The organism is Oceaniferula spumae (assembly GCF_042849255.1).
Taxonomy (GTDB): Bacteria; Verrucomicrobiota; Verrucomicrobiia; order Verrucomicrobiales; family Akkermansiaceae; genus Oceaniferula; species Oceaniferula spumae.
In genome coordinates this window covers 1,199,281-1,216,281 of sequence record NZ_AP026866.1, presented here as the reverse complement: position 1 = coordinate 1,216,281, position 17,001 = coordinate 1,199,281, and the positions used below count along the sequence as shown (strand labels likewise).

The window sequence follows — 17,001 nt, the reverse complement described above, 5'->3', positions numbered from 1 at the left end:
CCCATGAGCGATCCCATTCTATCCATCCGAGATTTGAAAATGCACTTCCCCGTGAAGGGCGGTGTTTTATCGCGACAAGTTGCTGCAGTGAAAGCTGTCGATGGAGTGACGCTCGATGTCGGTCGGGGAGAAACCCTCGGACTGGTCGGTGAGTCCGGCTGTGGTAAATCAACACTGGGGAAAAGTATCGTCCGGCTCACAAATCCCACCTCTGGCTCGATTGTTTTCCAGGGCTACGACATCACACACATGCCGCAATCGCAGCTGCGTCCTATCAGACGGAATCTGCAGATGGTTTTCCAGGATCCTGCTGAGTCCTTGAACTCCCGGATGTCGGTAGGGCAGATTATCGCGGAGCCTTTGGAGGTGCAAAAAATAGGAACCCGAGCAACACGCCGCGACATGGTGGATCAATTGCTCGAGCGTGTAGGGATGCCAAAAAGTGCCTCTCAGCGATTTTCCTTTGAGTTTTCCGGTGGTCAGCGTCAACGCATCGGCATCGCCCGTGCCTTGGCATTGAATCCCGAGTTGATCGTGCTCGATGAACCGGTATCCGCGCTCGATGTATCCGTGCAGAGTCAGGTGCTGAACCTTTTGTTAGAGCTGCAGGAGGAAATGAATCTGGCCTATCTATTCATCGCCCACGATCTCGCGGTGGTGAAGCATATCTCGGATCGCGTGGCGGTGATGTATCTTGGTAAAATCGTCGAACTTGCCGACGCCGATGTGATTTATCAAAACCCCAAACACGCCTACACCAAAGCTCTGATCTCAGCCATCCCTGAGCCGGATCCCACCGCGCCGAAAGAACGCGTGCATCTCGAAGGTGAGATTCCCTCACCGATCAATCCTCCTGAAGGCAGTGCGTTTGGGCACCGGATCAAACACCCTCGCTATGAGGAAACCGTCGGTATGGATCTATCCATGGTGGAGATCGAAAAAGACCACTGGGTCGCGGTAGACCCATGCTGCTTGTCCGAGGATGACTATGAAAAAGCCCTCGCAAAAAGAGCGGTGGGTGTATGATACGCGCGGATTTCTGCGTATCATGACCTGTGAGGAGGGTTCTACTGTTAGCTGTTTCTACAATTTTGTTAGCCGGTGTGACTGGTTACTTTACTCTGATCATGAACAAGAAGGAACAGGCAAACTCGGCACAGACGCTAGAGCCCAAAATATCGCCTGTGGGTGCTGAGATCGCGCGCTATAAAAAAGTGCCAGCCTATCAGAACGGCAAGTTGATCGTCACCAGTCACGGCAAGCACTACGCCACAGATGGTTACTATTACGGTCAGAAATGGCAGTGCGTGGAGTTTGTGAAGCGTTTTTACCACGATGCCCACGGTCACCACATGCCGAGTGTATGGGGGCACGCTTGTGATTTTTTTGATCCCGATGTGGCACACGGTGAAATGAATACCGCTCGGGGTATGAGGCAATACCGGAACGGTGGTGGTGAGGCTCCCAAGCCCGATGACTTGTTAGTGTTTAGAAAAGGTTCTTTGGGACACGTCGCCGTTGTCACTAAAGTTACCGAGAGCAGTATCGAAGTGATCCAGCAGAACGTGCACGGTCTTCCAACGGCTCAGCATGTGCTGGTCTGTAAGGCAGGGAAATACACCGTCGGAAATAAACACCAGCCGGCAGGGTGGTTGCGTTTACCCGAGCTTTAGCGAAGAGTTCTAACCTTTCGCTGCTGGATACTTACAAAATCTCCTCGATCGGAATTTTACCGTTAGTGGCAATGATCGACCACACATTCACCTTGCCCTCTACAGGAGACAGCTGGGTTTTTCCTCCTGCCGATTCGAGAAGTAGCTGGCCGGCGGCGATGTCCCAGAGAGAGATGGTGGATTCCACATAGGCATCCAGTCTGCCGCTGGCGATGTAAGCCATACCTAACGCAGCACTGCCCATCATCCGCATTTTACGGGCGCGCAGTGATGCCCGGCGGAAACGTTCCAGTCCGGCAGACAGAGAGGCTGCGTCTTTGCCACAGCCCACAAAAAGAGCGGATTCTTCAAGCTTTGTTCGAGAGCTGACGGAAATAGGTTTGCCATTCAGTAGGGCAGGGCTTCCTTTTTCCACTTCCCAAAGTTCGTCCATACTAGGGTCATAGATGACGCCTACGATGAGCTCTTCCTTATGACGCAGGGCGATGGATACGCAGTAGTGGGGGATGCCGAAGAAATAATTCACGGTGCCGTCGATTGGATCCACGATCCATTGGTAGTCGCTCTCCTGGTTTCCAGCAATTCCCTCTTCTCCATAAAGTGCGTGATCTGGGAAGGCCGTCAGCAGCACTCGGGTAATGAGGTCCTGACTCTCCCGGTCGAGAGCTAGCTTAATGTCGTGGTGAGTTGCTTCGTCCACTTCCAACTTGGTGCCAAAATGTTCACGAAGAAAGGCTCCAGCTTGGTGCGCTGCCTGCTTAGCTACTTCCAGATGCGTCATGACCTGTTGTTACAGGTGCAAGGGCATCTGGCCAATGTAAATCTAAACGCCGGTATTACTTTGTAATGACTTTCTGTTTGTAAGATTCCACACGAGACGCTAAATTTAGACGATTGAATTAGAGGTAAGCCTTTTTTCCAGCGTTGTGTTCAGCCCTGATTTTCCCATGCACATATCAGCTCATCATTCAGCCTGCCGAACAAGTTATCAGGGATTTGCCTTGGTTGCTACGATCACGATGATGGTTCTTCTCTCGATGATCGCTCTCGCGATGATCTCGCTATCTACCTTGGAGGTTCGCCAGAAAAATGTCTCATACCATCAAGAGGAGGCCAAAGCCAATGCGCGTATGGCACTGATGATGGCGTTAGGCGAATTACAAAAATCAGCCGGGCCGGATCAGCGTGTCACAGCTCAGGCTGCGATACTCGAGCCCCCAGAGGGCACCGCCACTGTGGCCAACCGGAACTGGACAGGAGTTTGGAAAACCACAGTAGAGGAGGGCAATATGGATTGGCCATTGATCGGAAAGTCCACCAGTGCAGGAAGCAGCCCTTATGATTATCAAAATATCTACTCGGATCTGCGCGAGACGCGTAATGACCTCCAGAACAAGTCATGGCGCAATGAACTGTTGGAAAGTTGGCTGGTGAGCAGTCGGGCAGCCTCACCTGTGCCATCCACTGCACTGGACCCCAATGATCCAGCGGTGGTTGAGCTCGTTGGAGAGGGCACACTTGGAAATAATTATTCTGCCGCTGAATTTGCCAGGAACCAAGTGGTGGTGGAAACCATTCCTGTTGGAAATAATAGATCAAGTGCCTACGGTTGGTATATCTCGGACAGCAATCAGAAAGCCTCGGTGAACTTGAATCCTGAGGCGGCAGGGGATGCAAAGGTTCCATTTTTGGCCAGCCAAACTGACAACCCCGCTTCAGTCTCTGACTCTTCAGGTGCGACTCCCTACATAGGCTACATCGATTCAGCCAAGGATGATTTTCCCAAGATCATAAGCTTCCGTAGTGCGCCTATGACGGGAAATTCCGAGGCTGGACGCAAGACCTTGGCCGCTGCCATGGGATCTCACTTCCATCACCTGACCACGGATGCATCCGGTTTGTTTGTCGACACCGCGCTGGGAGGATTGAAAAAGGATCTCGAGCCGCTGATGTTTGGAAAGACCAGCCAGGAAGTGATTAGCATGACTTCTCCGAGTGCCGCGGTTTCGCCGTATTCCTTTTCCAGCGATGACCCAATCATACCAGGTAGCCGACACGGTGTTCTCGGGCCGTCATTTGGGGCTATTCGTTATTGGGGAAGAATGAAATCACTGAGCGGTCTGAATGTCGGAGTGATCGATGCTCAGGTATCTCACAAGTCAGGCAGCTCCACCCGCGTCCGCCCGACCACGAATTGGCCGCACGGAGTCTCCGATGGTCAGACTTTCGATGGTGGAAAGTGGGCGTCCAGTGCGCCGAAAGTGCACCCGATCATGACGGACTGCCGCTGGCACTATTACTTCAGTCATACCGATGACACGACCAAGCAATCTCTGCGCACCCATTTGATTCCCCGCGTATGCTTGTGGAACCCCTACAGCGTTTCAATGAAGACGGAGGAACTGGTGGTTCTCATGCCAAATCCCTACTGGAGATATACCAATGCCTTTCACTTCCAATTCAGCGCCGCAGAAGCGCAGCGCATGAAGACGAAATACCCTCAGCCTAACGGACCGATCGATCGCTGGGGTGCGGATGGGAATCATAAAATCCGCGCCCGTGGATCATCTACTGGCGGTAAGGACGGCCTATTTCCAGACACCCGCTATTTAGGTTTTGTGCTCGAGCGGTCAACACTAGGCCCAGGCGAGTGCTTGGTGTTCTCTCCTTTGATCAAGAATGCGGATGAAACTTCTCAAGGATTAGCAATCCAAAGATACAACAAGGATAACGTCGCGGCCAACGTCCTCAGTGCTTCCGTTCCGCAGGGAGAAGATCACTTCTTCCATGACTATGAATCGAACTGGATCGAGCTGCAGACGGAGAATGCAGCCGGCAACAATTCATGGTTAAACGTGCCTTCCGATGTGTTCCGCGAGATGAGACTTTCAGAAGTATACCGCTATGAACCGTGGGGCGTTTTTCACGATAACTTCCCATTCGTTCTCAAAGGTGTGAACGGCTCTATCTCCACCAGCGTCGCCAACATCACATCATCAAGCGCAGCCTCATTTCCCACTCTCCAGCTGATTAATAATGGTAACGGCGGTGTGAGCACTTACGACTTCTGGAATTATGAATACTGGTGGGGAAACAGTGACACCGCATCAAGTGGTCAGTTTGGTGATCTCACTTCTTTCGATGAGACTCCTCGCAAAAATGCACCAGCACTGCACCAGATCGGAGCCAAGCTCATGTGGCTGGACGAGACAGGAAACGAGGCCAATTCTCCGCCTCTGCGGGTCAATCGCTGGAGCTCCAATCACATGGTCTTCAACCCCGCGCCCGTGGCGAACTGGAACGTTCGTCCAGGGCTGGCCACTCGTTCTCCTGCCAGTCCTTGCTCGGCGGAGTGGTATGTCACCAGTCTAGGGGCTTGGTTCCTGCAGTTCGTGCCGAACGCACCTCAGGATGCCAATGACATCCCATCACTGTCGCCAGCTGGAAAATTTTCCAAGTCGCCATTTGGTCCTGCCTTGAACTTCTCATCGGCACCGGACGCCATCATGTTTGATCTCCCTGATCCTGACTTTGGTGCGCTCTCTCTGGGCTCGCTACGCCATGCTCAGCTCAGTCCTTACTCGTGGCATCCCACTTATATTGTAGGGCATTCACTGGCAGATATTCATGCTCCTTTTGAAACCAGTGCACACATGCAGTTGGCTAGCTCATACTCCGGATCAGAAAAATCGAGCTGGGATGAAGCGATCGGAGGCACGAGCCCTTATCCGCTCACTTACGGGCCGCGCACTTGGAGCGTTAACTCCACCGGGCTGCTTCAGATAGGAAATCTACCCACCACGAAAAGCGTGGGCGGCACCACGCTCTCTTCATCCGATGAAATCTTGGCCTACGACATCGCCTTCGAGGTGAATCAGAACCTATGGGACCAGTTTTTCCTGTCAGGAATGCCAATGAACGATTCCGGCTCTGCGTTTACCTGGACACCAGGGAATAACGACCGACTCTGGAACGAGCGCCACCAGTGGAACCGGGTGGCAAAAATAGACACCGCTAAGCTGACTGAGCAGCTGGGATCTGGCACCGGCGATCCACTCGGTTTTGCATTCTGGAACAATGCTTACATTCTCAAAAATAAAGGAGCGTTCAACGTGAACTCCACTTCCGTGCAGGCATGGACCGCCTTTTTATCCGGTCTCCAAGGAATGGATAGACCCCTCCAACATGGAAATGCCAATGGTGGTATGAACAGTATTTTCTCCAGAATCCAGAAACCCAAGTCGGCATCAACAACGGGTGGTGTAGCAGCCGACTCTGCCGGAGGCTGGGGTGGGGCGCGCGCACTTACCGAGGATGAGATCGGCATTCTGGCCGGGGAAATTGTCAAGGAGGTCAAAACCCGTGGTCCGTTTGTCTCGCTTGCTGATTTCGTGAACCGTCGTCTCGCTCCCAAGGCAGACCCCACCAGCATGATGGGCACTCTGGAAGCCGCCATCCAGCGCACCGGTCTCAATAAAGGATTTGAAGAAGCACCCTATCTGCCCACCACCAATAATGCTAACGACAATAACAAGGCTGAGTGGAAAGTTGACTTGGATAAACAGCCCAAGAGTAAAGCATGGGGAGCACCTGGATATATAACTCAAGGCGATTTGTTAGAGCCCTTGGCCCCTGCCATGACGGTGCGAGGCGATACCTTCATCATCCGCTGCTACGGTGAGTCCCGTAATTCCAAGGGCGCTGTTGTGGCCAAGGCCTATCTCGAGGCTACCGTCGAGCGGTCTCCCGATTACATAGCTTCCGCGAGTGTCACCGGAGGAACGTCACCTGCGGATGCGAACATGGCCACGGAGCCTGCCATGGTTCTTGATAGAGTCACAGGCGCCGTCACGCAGGGAAATCTAACCGATCAGAACCGCCGCTTTGGCCGCAAGTTTGTGATCAAGTCATTCCGCTGGCTCGCTCCAGACGAGGTATAGGTTTTTATCGACGTTGTTCCGGTTCATTTCTTATTCTCTCTATATATCATGCATATTTCCTCTCCCTTGATACTGTTGCTTATCCTTTCCCTGATCGGGACCTTAGGCTCTGGTCTATCGGCCCAAGAAGCAAAACAGCCAGAGGCGGAAAAAGAGGAAAAGCTCAGTAACTTGTCCGCATACATCTCAGTCGTTGCACTGGGTCCCGTTCCTCAGCGGAAATACAAAATGCCAGATGAAAAGGATCTGGAAAAAATTGCAGGAGAAGATGGTGATGGTCGACCTGATAGAAAGGGACAGGCCAAACCTGATGCTGGTGCTGGAGCGATCCCAATCCTACTGCCCACTGTGTCTGGAGCTATACCGCCTGCGGCTCTGTATTACAAATCACCCAAGCCCAAAGAAGGAAATCCCTGGGCTAGGCTCAGAGTTGGTTATAACAACGCCACCAGCATTACTCCAGTGCCGGCTGGTATCACTCTTAAGCTGCATCAGTTAGATCGTGAAGAGAACAGCGAATACAAAACTTACATGACCGTTCCTCCTATGGTTCCGGCCACTCAAGTCATTCTGTTTCTTACACCTGATGGAACAGGTTCACGGCCTTGGATGAAAACCCCAAAAATTAGCACGCTCAACATCCGCTCTGAAGCACTGCGCGATAAAAATATCATCGTTAGAAATTTTTCATCGAAGGCTGTAACAGTGAAAATTGCTAGTGGTGAGCCTGAGGTTCTCAATGGTGGTCAGCGTAAGAGCTTCAACGTGGAGCAAAAGGGAAGTTTCACCCAGATTGCAGCCATGATCGCGACATCGCGGCAGCCGTTGATAAATACGGTGGTGCGTCTTCCAGCGAAAACCCTCACCGTCTTAGCATTCTATGATGCAGACCCGGTCACGAATGGAGGCAAGAGCGTAGGCGTGTTCCGAACCACCGTTAGCAAGCTGCCGCCGGAAGTTCTGAATAAGCCCAACGTGCCCTCCCAATGAGTGAACTATGTATCAAGCGTTAGTCATGGGCGCTTCAGAATGTGGATTCTAACGAGCAAGAAATAAAAGGTGACGCCTTGAGAATAATATATATTTAGCTGATTCTAAATAACTTGGCATCTTTTTTGCTCGCCTGTAGCTCAGTCAAAGGCATAATGCCCGCTGATGAAAATAGTCACTATGTAATAAGTGTGGCGACATCGCCATCATTATCGACAAGACGTTGCCACACTTCAGTTATATTATCCGCCATACCTCAAACGCCGCCAAATAGAATCATGAAGAAATCGATCATAACCATTGGAGCCCCTCTCGTACTTTCACACTTGGCAACTGCCAGTGTTCTCGTTTCTGATAACTTTGACTATACCGATGGTAGCTTGGTTCCCAATGGGGGCTGGGCGAATCATAGTGGAACGGTGGGAGATCTGCTAGTTGCTGGTGGCCAGGCGGTTGTTCAGCACGGGACACCATCGGAAGATGCCAATTTGGCGTTCACACCCACTGCTGGTAAACTCTACTACGGGTTTGATTTTTCGGTGGGAGATCTCGGAGCTCCTTATTCTGGAGTAGACAATGAGTATTTTGCGCATTTCAAAGACGATGCCTTTGCCTTCCGGGCAAGGATGGATATTCTGGAGCCATCGGCAGGGGGTGATTTCTCAGTAGGTATTTCATCAGATTCCTCTACAGCTGAAGGAGTATGGGCCACAGACCTTACTTATGATACTTTCTATCGTGCCATCGTGGAATATGATCAAGTTGCTGGTGTGGCTAAGATGTGGATAAATGCAGCCCTCGAGACAGATACCTCAGTCTCTGGGGCAGTGGGATCTGCCGACGCCATGACTCAGTTCGCATTACGTCAGTCCGATTCCTCAGAAAATGAGACTATCACCGTGGATGGCCTTGTGGTTGGGACTGCCTTTTCTGACGTTGTTAATCCAGTACCAGAACCGTCTTCCTTTGCTCTTCTTGGTCTAGCAGGTCTTGCAGCCATGCTTCGCCGCAGGAACTAGATTTTTCGCTTCTTAGAAAAAACCCATAATAATCTCAACATATGAACACCACATTAATCACCGTGAGCCTACTCGCATCAGCAATTGTAACAGCCAATTCAGCGGTGATATTCAGCATGGAAAATCTTGGTCCAGATGTGACATTTGAGCACGACTCAGACGGCATTAATGCCCCTTCTCCTTTGCCTGCGGCAGGTTCGCAGGCGGTGGCTGGAGGCACTTTTTCTTGGGGTAACTTGGCGACAGACACCACACCTAATACCGCAGTATTTTCAGGAACTTCATTTACGGCTTCGGATTGGGGCGGTGACGGGACTTACACGTCGGCCGCCATTGATGTGACTGGGGTGGCTTCTGCCACCATCAGTTTCGCTGGTTCTTCTGTATTTGCAGCAGGGGGGGAACTGTTTAACTTTTTCTATCAAGTGGACGGAGGCAGCGTCCAAAACTTTGGAGCATCGACCGGCGACGGAAGTGTTGTTTCTGGTAATCAGTTGGTAAATTTTTCCGGGAATACCAACTTGGTAGTTGGCTTTACCTACAACCACAATGGAGTCACCGATGGGGTTTCTGTCACAGATCTATCAGTATCGGCCGTTCCGGAACCATCTACTTTTGGGTTACTCGGACTTGCCGGACTGGCGTCATTGCTCCGCCGCCGCCGATAAGACTGGGTGCGTAGCTGTAAAACAATTTCAAGCGGTGGCCTTCGGGTCATCGCTTTTTGCTTGGGCGTCGGCTGTTTGGCAATCGGTGCAGCAGTAGCGGAGCGACTTGGGCTCGCATTCCTTACAGCAGAAGTGCTGGGCGTTGCAGGTGGGGTAGGCGCAGTTGACGTAGCGAGAGGATTTTTCTCCGCAGTGGATGCAATGGCTGACGATGCTGGGGTTGACGTGATTGACTGGAACTCCCACGCGTTGGTCGAAGACATAGCACTCGCCGTCATAGTTCTCCCCCTTGGCTTCCGGGTCTTTTCCGTATTCAACAATGCCGCCTAACAGTTGATTGACGTCATCGAAACCTTCCTTCACCAGGAAGCCACTGAATTTTTCACAGCGAATACCACCGGTGCAGTAAGTCAGGATTTTTTTGCCTGCAAGTTCCTCACGATGTTCTTTGATCCACTCGGGAAGCTCTTTGAAATTGCCGATGTCGGGACGGATCGCTCCCCTGAAGTGACCGAGGTCGAACTCGTAGTCGTTGCGGGCATCGAGAATGACGGCATCCGGATCTGACATCTGTTGTTTCCACTCAGCGGGTGTCAGGTGCTTGCCTGTCGTTTCATTCGGTGAGAGATCCTCACTCCCGAGACCGAGGGTGACAATTTCACGGCGGGCTTTGACAGAGAGTTTGGGAAAGACATGACCTGGTTCCTCATCAATCTTGAAGGTCATGGCGGCAGTCACAGGATCGGCATGCATGGCCTTCATGTAGGCTTCGCAATCTGCACGTAGGCCAGACACGGTACCGTTGATTCCTTCGTGGGCGACAATGATTCTGCCGAGGAGTCCCAGCTCTTCGCAGAGGGCACGCTGCTGGTCTCGATATTGCTCAGGATCGGCGATATCGGTGTAGAGGTAATAGAGAAGAACAAGATAGGGTGGCTGCTCCATGGCCGTTGCTTAATTGAAAATGTAATAGGACGCAAGTATATGAATCTGACTGATTAACTGGACTGCAAGGGGAAGGGGGAGTCCGCGAAATACGCTAAATTTTCATATTTTGAAAATTAACGGCTGGTTCACCCCTATCAATGGAGCACAGCAGTGGCAGCTTCAAGCCATTCGCTGGCCATGAGTCATCCGCAGGCTACTAAACTCCATGCAGATATAAAAAAAGGGACGCCGCACAGAAGTGGGGCGTCCCTTGGTTGATTTTTTATATCAGGAGCTAATCATTAGGCCTTTTTGGCTGCCTTTTTCTTAGCGGCTTTCTTTTTGGCTTTTTTAGCGGGCTTTTTCTTGGCCGCTTTTTTAGCTACCTTTTTCTTGGCGGCTTTCTTGGCCTTTTTAGCGACTTTTTTCTTAGCTGCTTTCTTGGCCTTCTTGGCGACCTTTTTCTTAGCAGCTTTCTTGGCTTTCTTAGCTACCTTTTTCTTGGCGGCTTTCTTGGCCTTCTTAGCGACTTTTTTCTTAGCAGCTTTCTTCGCCTTCTTAGCTACCTTTTTACGGGCGACTTTTTTCTTGGCGGGAGCCTTGCGTGCGACTTTTTTCTTGGCCGCCTTTTTCGCGACCTTCTTACGGGTCACCTTTTTGACGGTTTTTTTGGTGGCGCTTTTGGCAGCGGCTTTTTTAGCCTTGCGTGGAGCGGCTTTCTTTTTAGCGGTCTTTTTTTTGGCAGCCATATTGGTGTTTGTTAGGGTCTATTCGTTGTGTGGGTGTTAGTTTCTCCTCCTAGGATTTCGAAGTGGAACTTCTGGAGGAAGGACTTTAGCACTTGTTAGATCGTGTTGCGTTGCTTGTTAGTAACGTTGTTAGTTAACAGTCATTGCAAACAACTCTCTAGTTAAGAAAGAGAATGCCCTAACGGATCTGATCGGTCAAGGAGGGAATTACGGTTTTCAAAACTATTCATGAACCGTTGGATGAGGTTTTCTATTCATCGGCATGTGGATGCTCGGTTTTGTTAGGTTGTTTGAAATCGGGTGCAATCTGTTGAAGGGTTTTCCAGAATGCATCTTCGGATGGATGGCCGTTAAAGAGGATCTTTCCTTCGGGCGAGACGACGACCATTGTCGGTATACTTGTGATGCGTAGCTGACTGGTTAGTGTGGACTTGTTAGGGTCGACTGTCCAAGTGCATTTGGCTGTAGCTTCATGTTGTGCACGGATCACTTCAGCATCTTTGAGGATGTCGGAGTTACTGCCGATAAGCACTGAGATCACTGCGATGTCATGGTCTTGGCACTCATGTGATGTGAGAGAGAAGTCAGGCATGTTCTGTTGTACTTCCTGACTCATGGGCGACCAGAAGTGTAGAACGGCAGCCTTTTTCCCTTTCATGAGTGAGCCCAATGTTAGCGGAGCTCCACCTTGTTGAGGTTCGAAGCTCAGCTCTGGTTTGAGGGTGATTTTTGCCATCTCTTGACTGAGGCGTAGTCGCTCGATGTGTGGTCCATAAATTTGTGCGTGACGCGGACTGAGCCAGAAGGCTTCGGTGATATGTTTTTTGAAGGCCTCTGAATCATTTTTTTGCAGAGCATCGAGTGCCTGAGTGTAGTTGATCACCGAGAGCCAGTCTTCTTTAACACCGAAAATTTCAGAGTGGACTGGATCAAACTTATCACGCCACTTGAGTAGCTCGGTAGAGAAATCAGCCAGAGCTTTGTTGTCATCGAGATCAACGAGGTGCAAAAACCGGGCTTCCAAAAGTGCTTGTTGGTGCACTCCGGCTTTGCGCGCTTGCTCGATCGATTTGTTAAATTCGGGTGTCGCTATGTCGGAGAAAATTTTCGCCAGTAGTTCTTCCTGATTGGCTGCTTTTTTTTCGGAAGCCGTTGGATCGGCTTGAGCAAAACTGACTGAGGTGAGAAGGAGGGCGAGTAGAATGGGTTTCATATGGTTGAGTTTCAATTTTCAGAATCCAATTACCAAGACAAAAAGCAGGGCGAGCCGAAGCTCGCCCTGACATGTTAGGTTTTGAATTGAGGGAATGAGTGATTATTGGGCAGGAATCGTCAGAGTCTGACCAGTGCGGATGGTTGTATCGGTCAGACCGTTTGCCGCTTGGATGGCTTCAATGGTCGTATTGTATTTTCTGGCAAGACCCCAGAGGCTGTCGCCGGACACAACGGTGTGGCTTCCTCCTCCAACAGCGGGTGCTGCAGGGATATCAGGAGTAGTTGCGTCACCTCCGGTGACTCCGGGGAGAGGTTGGTAAGGTGCTGCACCATCGGCGGCTGGAGTGTAAGTTCCGGCTTCTCCGGCTGTTTGTGGTACACCGTATGGATTAGCTCCCGCAGCGGGTGCTCCGTATGGATTATCAGCAGCGGCTTTTTGTTTTTCTTTCCATGCTTTGTATTCAGGATCCATGGATCCGCAGGAGGTGAATGTCAGGGCGGCTACTGCAGCGGCGGCTGCAAAGACAAGTGGTGTGGTGGTATTTTTCATATGAGCTTTCGGGTGGGTCGTGTTGCGAGTGACTGCTGGATATTTAGCACTTAAAATCCATTTGTAAAATGGAAGTTTCAATGTGTGCAAATCTTCTAGGATAACGAAGATCGACCGGCCATTCTTTCGATAGATCAGCGATCCAAACCAAAGAATTTGTTCACAGTCTGCTCGGTATGTTCCGCGAGCTGCTCAAGTGTCTCGCCTCTGGCTTCGGCTATCGCTTCGGCAGTGTGCCGCGTAAAGGCTGGTTCGTTGCGTTTACCGCGATGCGGGACTGGAGCCAAATAGGGCGAATCGGTTTCAACCATGAACGAACCTTGTGGGCACTGTATGGCGGCGTCTAATACCGTGGTAGCATTTTTGAATGTCGCGATACCGGTAAACGAGATCAAACCACCAAGCTCAAGAATGGGCTCGGCTGCGGTCATATCGTTCGGCCAGCAGTGGAACACAGTACGCACTTGATCCGCATGTTTGCGGTAGATGGCAATAGCATCTTGCAGCGAGGCGTCACCCGATCGATCACGGGTATGGATAACAATGTTTTTTCCCAGACGGGCAGCGAGCAGGAAGTGTTGGTCGAGAAATTCGCGTTGTCGCTGATGATAGTTTTCATCACTCCATCCGTTCGGTGCAGAATGGAAGTAATCCAAGCCCGTCTCACCGATGGCGACACAGCGCGGGTGACTGGCATGTTGTTCCAGTGCTGCCATGTAACCATCAGGCGTTTCGTGCACGTCACAAGGATGGATGCCGATGCATGCATAGACCTCCGGATGGGTTTCGGCTATTGCCAGGTTGGCTTCAGCATCTTCCAAGCTGGTCGCCAGTGTGATCATGCGAGTGATCCCAGCGTCTCGTGCGCGGGAGACAATTTCTCCGAGCTCGGTCTTGGAAAATTGATGCGATGCGAGGTGACAGTGTGAATCGGTTAGCATGAGTAGCTATTGTTGAAGGTAACTCTTTGGTTTGTAGAGGATGGCAAAAGGAACAAAGAGCACTGCGGTGATCAGCATGAGCTTGGTGAAGAACCAGAAGTAAGCTGACCCCTCCAAACTTGTTTGGCCACCGGCGTAGTAGCTGACCTTGACCGGCTCGGAGGGTTCCTTGTCATCGATGATGTTCTGTATCCGTTTCTGTTTTTGAAGCCAGGTGTTCTCATCAACTTTGGATGTGTCGTTGACCTTGATGATGATGCCGAGGTCCCATTCGGTTTTCGGCTTTTGGTCGGGGCCGTCGGAGGAGAGACGTGCTGACTTTGAACTGATCTGCGTGTATCGCAGAGGGTTCCCCCAGGGATCTAACACACTGCTGAATGCTTCATTCCCAGAAATGGTGGTGGGGAGTTGCTTGCTACTGCGGTAGATGCTTTTGATCGTTGCAACGGATTCATCGAACAGAGGTGTGACCGGTGAATTGATTTTGCCATCGGTGAGGAGTAAATCGTCAGCGGTGCCGGACTCACCATCAAAGCCTGGATGAGCTTGTTTCTCCGTCAGCTCAATTTCCGGAATCTGGATATAGACGTTAATGATACCGGTGATGAGGTTTCCTACGGTCACTGACACAAGGAAGATCCCCATGACAAAGGATTTCATCTTTCTGGGCGCTTGGGTGTAGGCGAACTCCAGACAGACGATCGAGATGAGGATTTCCGCTGCCGTGAAAATCAGATAGGCAAGTAGCTGCCACCAGACGCTGGGAGTTTCTCCACGGTCAATCGCCTCTTGGGCCAGCGAGATCACAGCAAAGGAGAACGCCATGAGAAATAGACCAGCACCGATTTTCCTCAGCGGTGTTAGAGGGATGATTTTATTGACGCTTGGGTAGATCAACCATGTGAAGATCGGGATAAGAACGAGAATGAGAAATGGATTTGCCGCTTGAATTTGCGACGGCAAAACCTCGATGCCTAAAATATTCAGATCCATTTTCTCGGCCTGGAAAACCAGACTGGATGCGGTTTGGTCAAACAGGCACCAGAACACGGCCACAAAGAGGAAAAGGGGAATGAGCTTACCGATGGCAAACAAGCCCTCGCGGCTGGTCAACTCTTTGAAAAACGAAGCTCCGTGTGCCGGAATATGAATGAACTTGTTACGCCCCATCCAGAAGGCAATCGTGGCGATGACCATCAAGACGCCCGGCAGTCCGAACGCGAGGTGAGGTCCATACCATTTGAGCACAAAGGGGATTGCCAAGTTCGAGATCACGGCACCGAAATTGATTGAGAGATAGAAAATGTTGAAGATCTTGGTGAGCAGGTGCTGGTTTTTCAGGCCAAACTGGTCGCCAACATGAGAGGAAACGCAGGGCTTGATACCTCCCGCTCCCAGAGCGATCAGCCCCAAGCCGGCTAGCAACCACATTTGCACTGGGCCGGCGACCCCCATGAAGGCAAGACAGAGGTGACCGAGGCAATAGACGACAGAAAGCGTGATGATGGTCCGGTATTTCCCCAGAAAGATATCAGCGATCAATGCTCCTAGTAACGGAGTCAGATAGACGGCGGAGTTGAAGAATGAAACATAAGCCGTGGCACTGGCCTCGCTCATGGACTCACCACCGAGAACCCCGAGGTAGTTGGCGAGGAAAATGGCGAGTGCCGCCTTCATTCCATAGAATGAAAACCGCTCGGCAGCCTCATTGGAAATGATGTAGGGAATGCCGCTGGGCATGCGGGCTGACTCTTCGGGGTGGGTACGATAAGACATGGTTCGTATTAGATTGAAGCTTCGATGATCGGAAGTAAGTCGGAAATAGAATGGATGCTGTGTGTGGGGTTTTCAGCCGCCAGTGCAGGGGGATCATGGTAGCCCCAAGTCGCGGCGATAGGAATCATTCCCGCGTTCCGTGCGGTCAGAAGATCGATGGTGGAGTCGCCGAGGAATGCAATTTCAGAAACTGGAATGTTCAGCTCCTTGGCGACTGCAATAGCACCCGATGGATCTGGCTTTGCGGGGATGCCATCGCGTTGACCGATGACGGCTGTAAAAGGAACCCTAGGAAACAGCTTATCCGTGATTTCGCGGCAATAGATGTGCGGTTTGTTAGATAAGACGGCGACACCTGTTCCTCGCTCCAGCAGTGCGTGCAGGACTTCTGTCACGTCAGGGTAGGGGGCTGTGCCTGTGGTCCAGGTGTTAGCATAATCCTCTTTCAGTGAATCCACCATAGCGTCCAGATCGACATCTGAATTTTCAGCCGTCAGTGCGCGCTGCACTAACACCCGCATGCCATCACCAATGAAGCCTCTCACGACACTTTCCGTGTGCGTTGGCATCTCAGATTTGGCGAGCACGCGATTCAACGAAGCCGCAATGCCTGGCAGCGAGTGAACGAGAGTTCCATCAAGGTCAAAAATTACGGCGCGAATCACGCGGCGTAGAATCCAGTTAATATCCTTGGAGTGCAAGACATACCCTGCAAAATCTGGGCATTCCCAGATCTCAGGTTCCTAGCGCCGGCGTCGACTGATAAGAGTGATTGCGCCAAGAAGCACCAATACCGATGAGGACGGTTCAGGAATGGGCACCACTGTAGGAGTGTTCGAGCCAGTGAAGTAGGCTCCCACATCTCGGATATTATCTTCTGAATCTACGTAGTCGTTACCCATCCAGCCGAAACGCAATGAGAAGGCATTGTTGTTTTTAAAATCCCAGACCGAGAGCCAGGGGGCAGCGTTATTGATGCCAGGGTTCTCTGTGCTGTCCTTTGTCATGATCAGGACACTGCCATCACCATAGTCAGTGATGTTCAGCTTCTCACCCGATGATACCATGGATTCGAAACCTGCCACCTGCGCGAACTCGAGAATGTTACCGTCGTCCGCGAAAAACGAGTCGCCGTCACCATCGATATCATACAGCGACATGGTGAACTGATCGAGAGCCACTGGAGTATTGCCCCCATTGGCGAAAAACTGGATAGTGAAGTCGACATAATGCAGTTCGTTCTCTTGGCTCGCGCTGATGGCAGAGAATACCGGACGAAATGCTGCATCGTCCGCCGAGTTCGAGTCGATAGGCGAGTCATCAATCTGCAGCAGAGTAGCATTGGTCAGAGATGTGACGTTAATCGTAGCATCCACGCCTGTGACAACATTGTAAAATCGATACGTGGAGCCAGCTTGTAAATCCGAGCCCCCAATATGGGCAAAGTCATTGAAAGCCAGCTGTTGAGCTGAGGTCTTCCATGTCAGGCAGAAGAGAAGGAGCAGAGAAAAGGTGTGTGTAAGGATTCTCATTAGTTTGAAAAACACGTGTTA

15 protein-coding genes are annotated in these 17,001 nt (G+C 51.2%); 6 read left to right on the top strand and 9 right to left on the bottom strand.

What is annotated here, in order from left to right; all coding sequences use genetic code 11:
- Positions 1-3: 3 nt before the first annotated feature.
- Both ACSPJT_RS05065 and ACSPJT_RS05060 read left to right on the top strand, forming a co-directional pair.
- On the top strand, positions 4-1,026 hold the full coding sequence (locus ACSPJT_RS05065) for an ABC transporter ATP-binding protein (RefSeq protein WP_435895279.1): 1,023 nt from the start codon (positions 4-6) through the stop codon (positions 1,024-1,026).
- Positions 1,027-1,127: 101 nt separating this feature from the next.
- Positions 1,128-1,673: a CHAP domain-containing protein gene (locus tag ACSPJT_RS05060; protein WP_435895278.1), complete on the top strand. Its 546-nt coding sequence runs from the start codon at positions 1,128-1,130 to the stop codon at positions 1,671-1,673.
- Positions 1,674-1,704: 31 nt separating this feature from the next.
- Here ACSPJT_RS05060 and ACSPJT_RS05055 read toward each other — a convergent pair whose 3' ends face one another.
- On the bottom strand, positions 1,705-2,454 hold the full coding sequence (locus ACSPJT_RS05055; protein ID WP_435895277.1) for an inositol monophosphatase family protein: 750 nt from the start codon (positions 2,452-2,454) through the stop codon (positions 1,705-1,707).
- A gap of 166 nt (positions 2,455-2,620) precedes the next feature.
- Between ACSPJT_RS05055 and ACSPJT_RS05050 the strand changes: the two genes are divergently transcribed.
- From ACSPJT_RS05050 to ACSPJT_RS05035, 4 genes are all read left to right on the top strand, one after another.
- A complete protein-coding gene (locus ACSPJT_RS05050) occupies positions 2,621-6,613 on the top strand; it encodes a hypothetical protein (protein ID WP_435895276.1) in 3,993 nt (1,330 codons plus the stop codon).
- Between the two features lie 48 nt (positions 6,614-6,661).
- Positions 6,662-7,603, top strand: coding sequence for a hypothetical protein (locus ACSPJT_RS05045; protein WP_435895275.1), 942 nt, complete (start codon positions 6,662-6,664; stop codon positions 7,601-7,603).
- Between the two features lie 278 nt (positions 7,604-7,881).
- The gene (locus ACSPJT_RS05040; protein ID WP_435895274.1) at positions 7,882-8,622 is read left to right on the top strand and encodes a PEP-CTERM sorting domain-containing protein; all 741 of its coding nucleotides are present in this window, start codon (positions 7,882-7,884) and stop codon (positions 8,620-8,622) included.
- A 41-nt stretch (positions 8,623-8,663) separates the two neighbouring features.
- Positions 8,664-9,290, top strand: coding sequence for a PEP-CTERM sorting domain-containing protein (locus tag ACSPJT_RS05035; RefSeq protein WP_435895273.1), 627 nt, complete (start codon positions 8,664-8,666; stop codon positions 9,288-9,290).
- Between the two features lie 27 nt (positions 9,291-9,317).
- Here the strand turns inward: ACSPJT_RS05035 and trhO are convergent, their stop codons facing one another.
- From trhO to ACSPJT_RS04995, 8 genes are all read right to left on the bottom strand, one after another.
- The gene (trhO, locus tag ACSPJT_RS05030) at positions 9,318-10,235 is read right to left on the bottom strand and encodes an oxygen-dependent tRNA uridine(34) hydroxylase TrhO (protein ID WP_435895272.1); all 918 of its coding nucleotides are present in this window, start codon (positions 10,233-10,235) and stop codon (positions 9,318-9,320) included.
- A 284-nt stretch (positions 10,236-10,519) separates the two neighbouring features.
- Entirely contained in the window at positions 10,520-10,966 is a 447-nt protein-coding gene (locus ACSPJT_RS05025; protein ID WP_435896216.1) for a hypothetical protein, read from the bottom strand.
- 250 nt (positions 10,967-11,216) lie between these two features.
- Positions 11,217-12,179: a TlpA family protein disulfide reductase gene (locus ACSPJT_RS05020; RefSeq protein ID WP_435895271.1), complete on the bottom strand. Its 963-nt coding sequence runs from the start codon at positions 12,177-12,179 to the stop codon at positions 11,217-11,219.
- Between the two features lie 102 nt (positions 12,180-12,281).
- Complete coding sequence (locus ACSPJT_RS05015; RefSeq protein ID WP_435895270.1) at positions 12,282-12,731, bottom strand: LysM peptidoglycan-binding domain-containing protein; 450 nt, start codon at positions 12,729-12,731, stop codon at positions 12,282-12,284.
- 134 nt (positions 12,732-12,865) lie between these two features.
- A complete protein-coding gene (locus ACSPJT_RS05010) occupies positions 12,866-13,672 on the bottom strand; it encodes a TatD family hydrolase (RefSeq protein WP_435895269.1) in 807 nt (268 codons plus the stop codon).
- 6 nt (positions 13,673-13,678) lie between these two features.
- On the bottom strand, positions 13,679-15,448 hold the full coding sequence (locus ACSPJT_RS05005) for a POT-type proton-dependent oligopeptide transporter (RefSeq protein WP_435895268.1): 1,770 nt from the start codon (positions 15,446-15,448) through the stop codon (positions 13,679-13,681).
- 8 nt (positions 15,449-15,456) lie between these two features.
- Positions 15,457-16,149 (bottom strand): HAD family hydrolase, encoded by a 693-nt coding sequence (locus ACSPJT_RS05000; RefSeq protein WP_435895267.1) that lies wholly within the window; start codon positions 16,147-16,149, stop codon positions 15,457-15,459.
- Between the two features lie 42 nt (positions 16,150-16,191).
- On the bottom strand, positions 16,192-16,980 hold the full coding sequence (locus ACSPJT_RS04995; RefSeq protein WP_435895266.1) for a PEP-CTERM sorting domain-containing protein: 789 nt from the start codon (positions 16,978-16,980) through the stop codon (positions 16,192-16,194).
- Positions 16,981-17,001: the final 21 nt, after the last annotated feature.

Bases quoted from the DNA above. Each gene is read 5' to 3' on its own strand.
- ACSPJT_RS05065 (WP_435895279.1), top strand. From the start codon at position 4: ATGAGCGATCCCATTCTATCCATCCGAGATTTGAAAATGCACTTCCCC.
- ACSPJT_RS05060 (WP_435895278.1), top strand. From the start codon at position 1,128: ATGAACAAGAAGGAACAGGCAAACTCGGCACAGACGCTAGAGCCCAAA.
- ACSPJT_RS05055 (WP_435895277.1), bottom strand. From the start codon at position 2,454: ATGACGCATCTGGAAGTAGCTAAGCAGGCAGCGCACCAAGCTGGAGCC.
- ACSPJT_RS05050 (WP_435895276.1), top strand. From the start codon at position 2,621: ATGCACATATCAGCTCATCATTCAGCCTGCCGAACAAGTTATCAGGGA.
- ACSPJT_RS05045 (WP_435895275.1), top strand. From the start codon at position 6,662: ATGCATATTTCCTCTCCCTTGATACTGTTGCTTATCCTTTCCCTGATC.
- ACSPJT_RS05040 (WP_435895274.1), top strand. From the start codon at position 7,882: ATGAAGAAATCGATCATAACCATTGGAGCCCCTCTCGTACTTTCACAC.
- ACSPJT_RS05035 (WP_435895273.1), top strand. From the start codon at position 8,664: ATGAACACCACATTAATCACCGTGAGCCTACTCGCATCAGCAATTGTA.
- trhO (WP_435895272.1), bottom strand. From the start codon at position 10,235: ATGGAGCAGCCACCCTATCTTGTTCTTCTCTATTACCTCTACACCGAT.
- ACSPJT_RS05025 (WP_435896216.1), bottom strand. From the start codon at position 10,966: ATGGCTGCCAAAAAAAAGACCGCTAAAAAGAAAGCCGCTCCACGCAAG.
- ACSPJT_RS05020 (WP_435895271.1), bottom strand. From the start codon at position 12,179: ATGAAACCCATTCTACTCGCCCTCCTTCTCACCTCAGTCAGTTTTGCT.
- ACSPJT_RS05015 (WP_435895270.1), bottom strand. From the start codon at position 12,731: ATGAAAAATACCACCACACCACTTGTCTTTGCAGCCGCCGCTGCAGTA.
- ACSPJT_RS05010 (WP_435895269.1), bottom strand. From the start codon at position 13,672: ATGCTAACCGATTCACACTGTCACCTCGCATCGCATCAATTTTCCAAG.
- ACSPJT_RS05005 (WP_435895268.1), bottom strand. From the start codon at position 15,448: ATGTCTTATCGTACCCACCCCGAAGAGTCAGCCCGCATGCCCAGCGGC.
- ACSPJT_RS04995 (WP_435895266.1), bottom strand. From the start codon at position 16,980: ATGAGAATCCTTACACACACCTTTTCTCTGCTCCTTCTCTTCTGCCTG.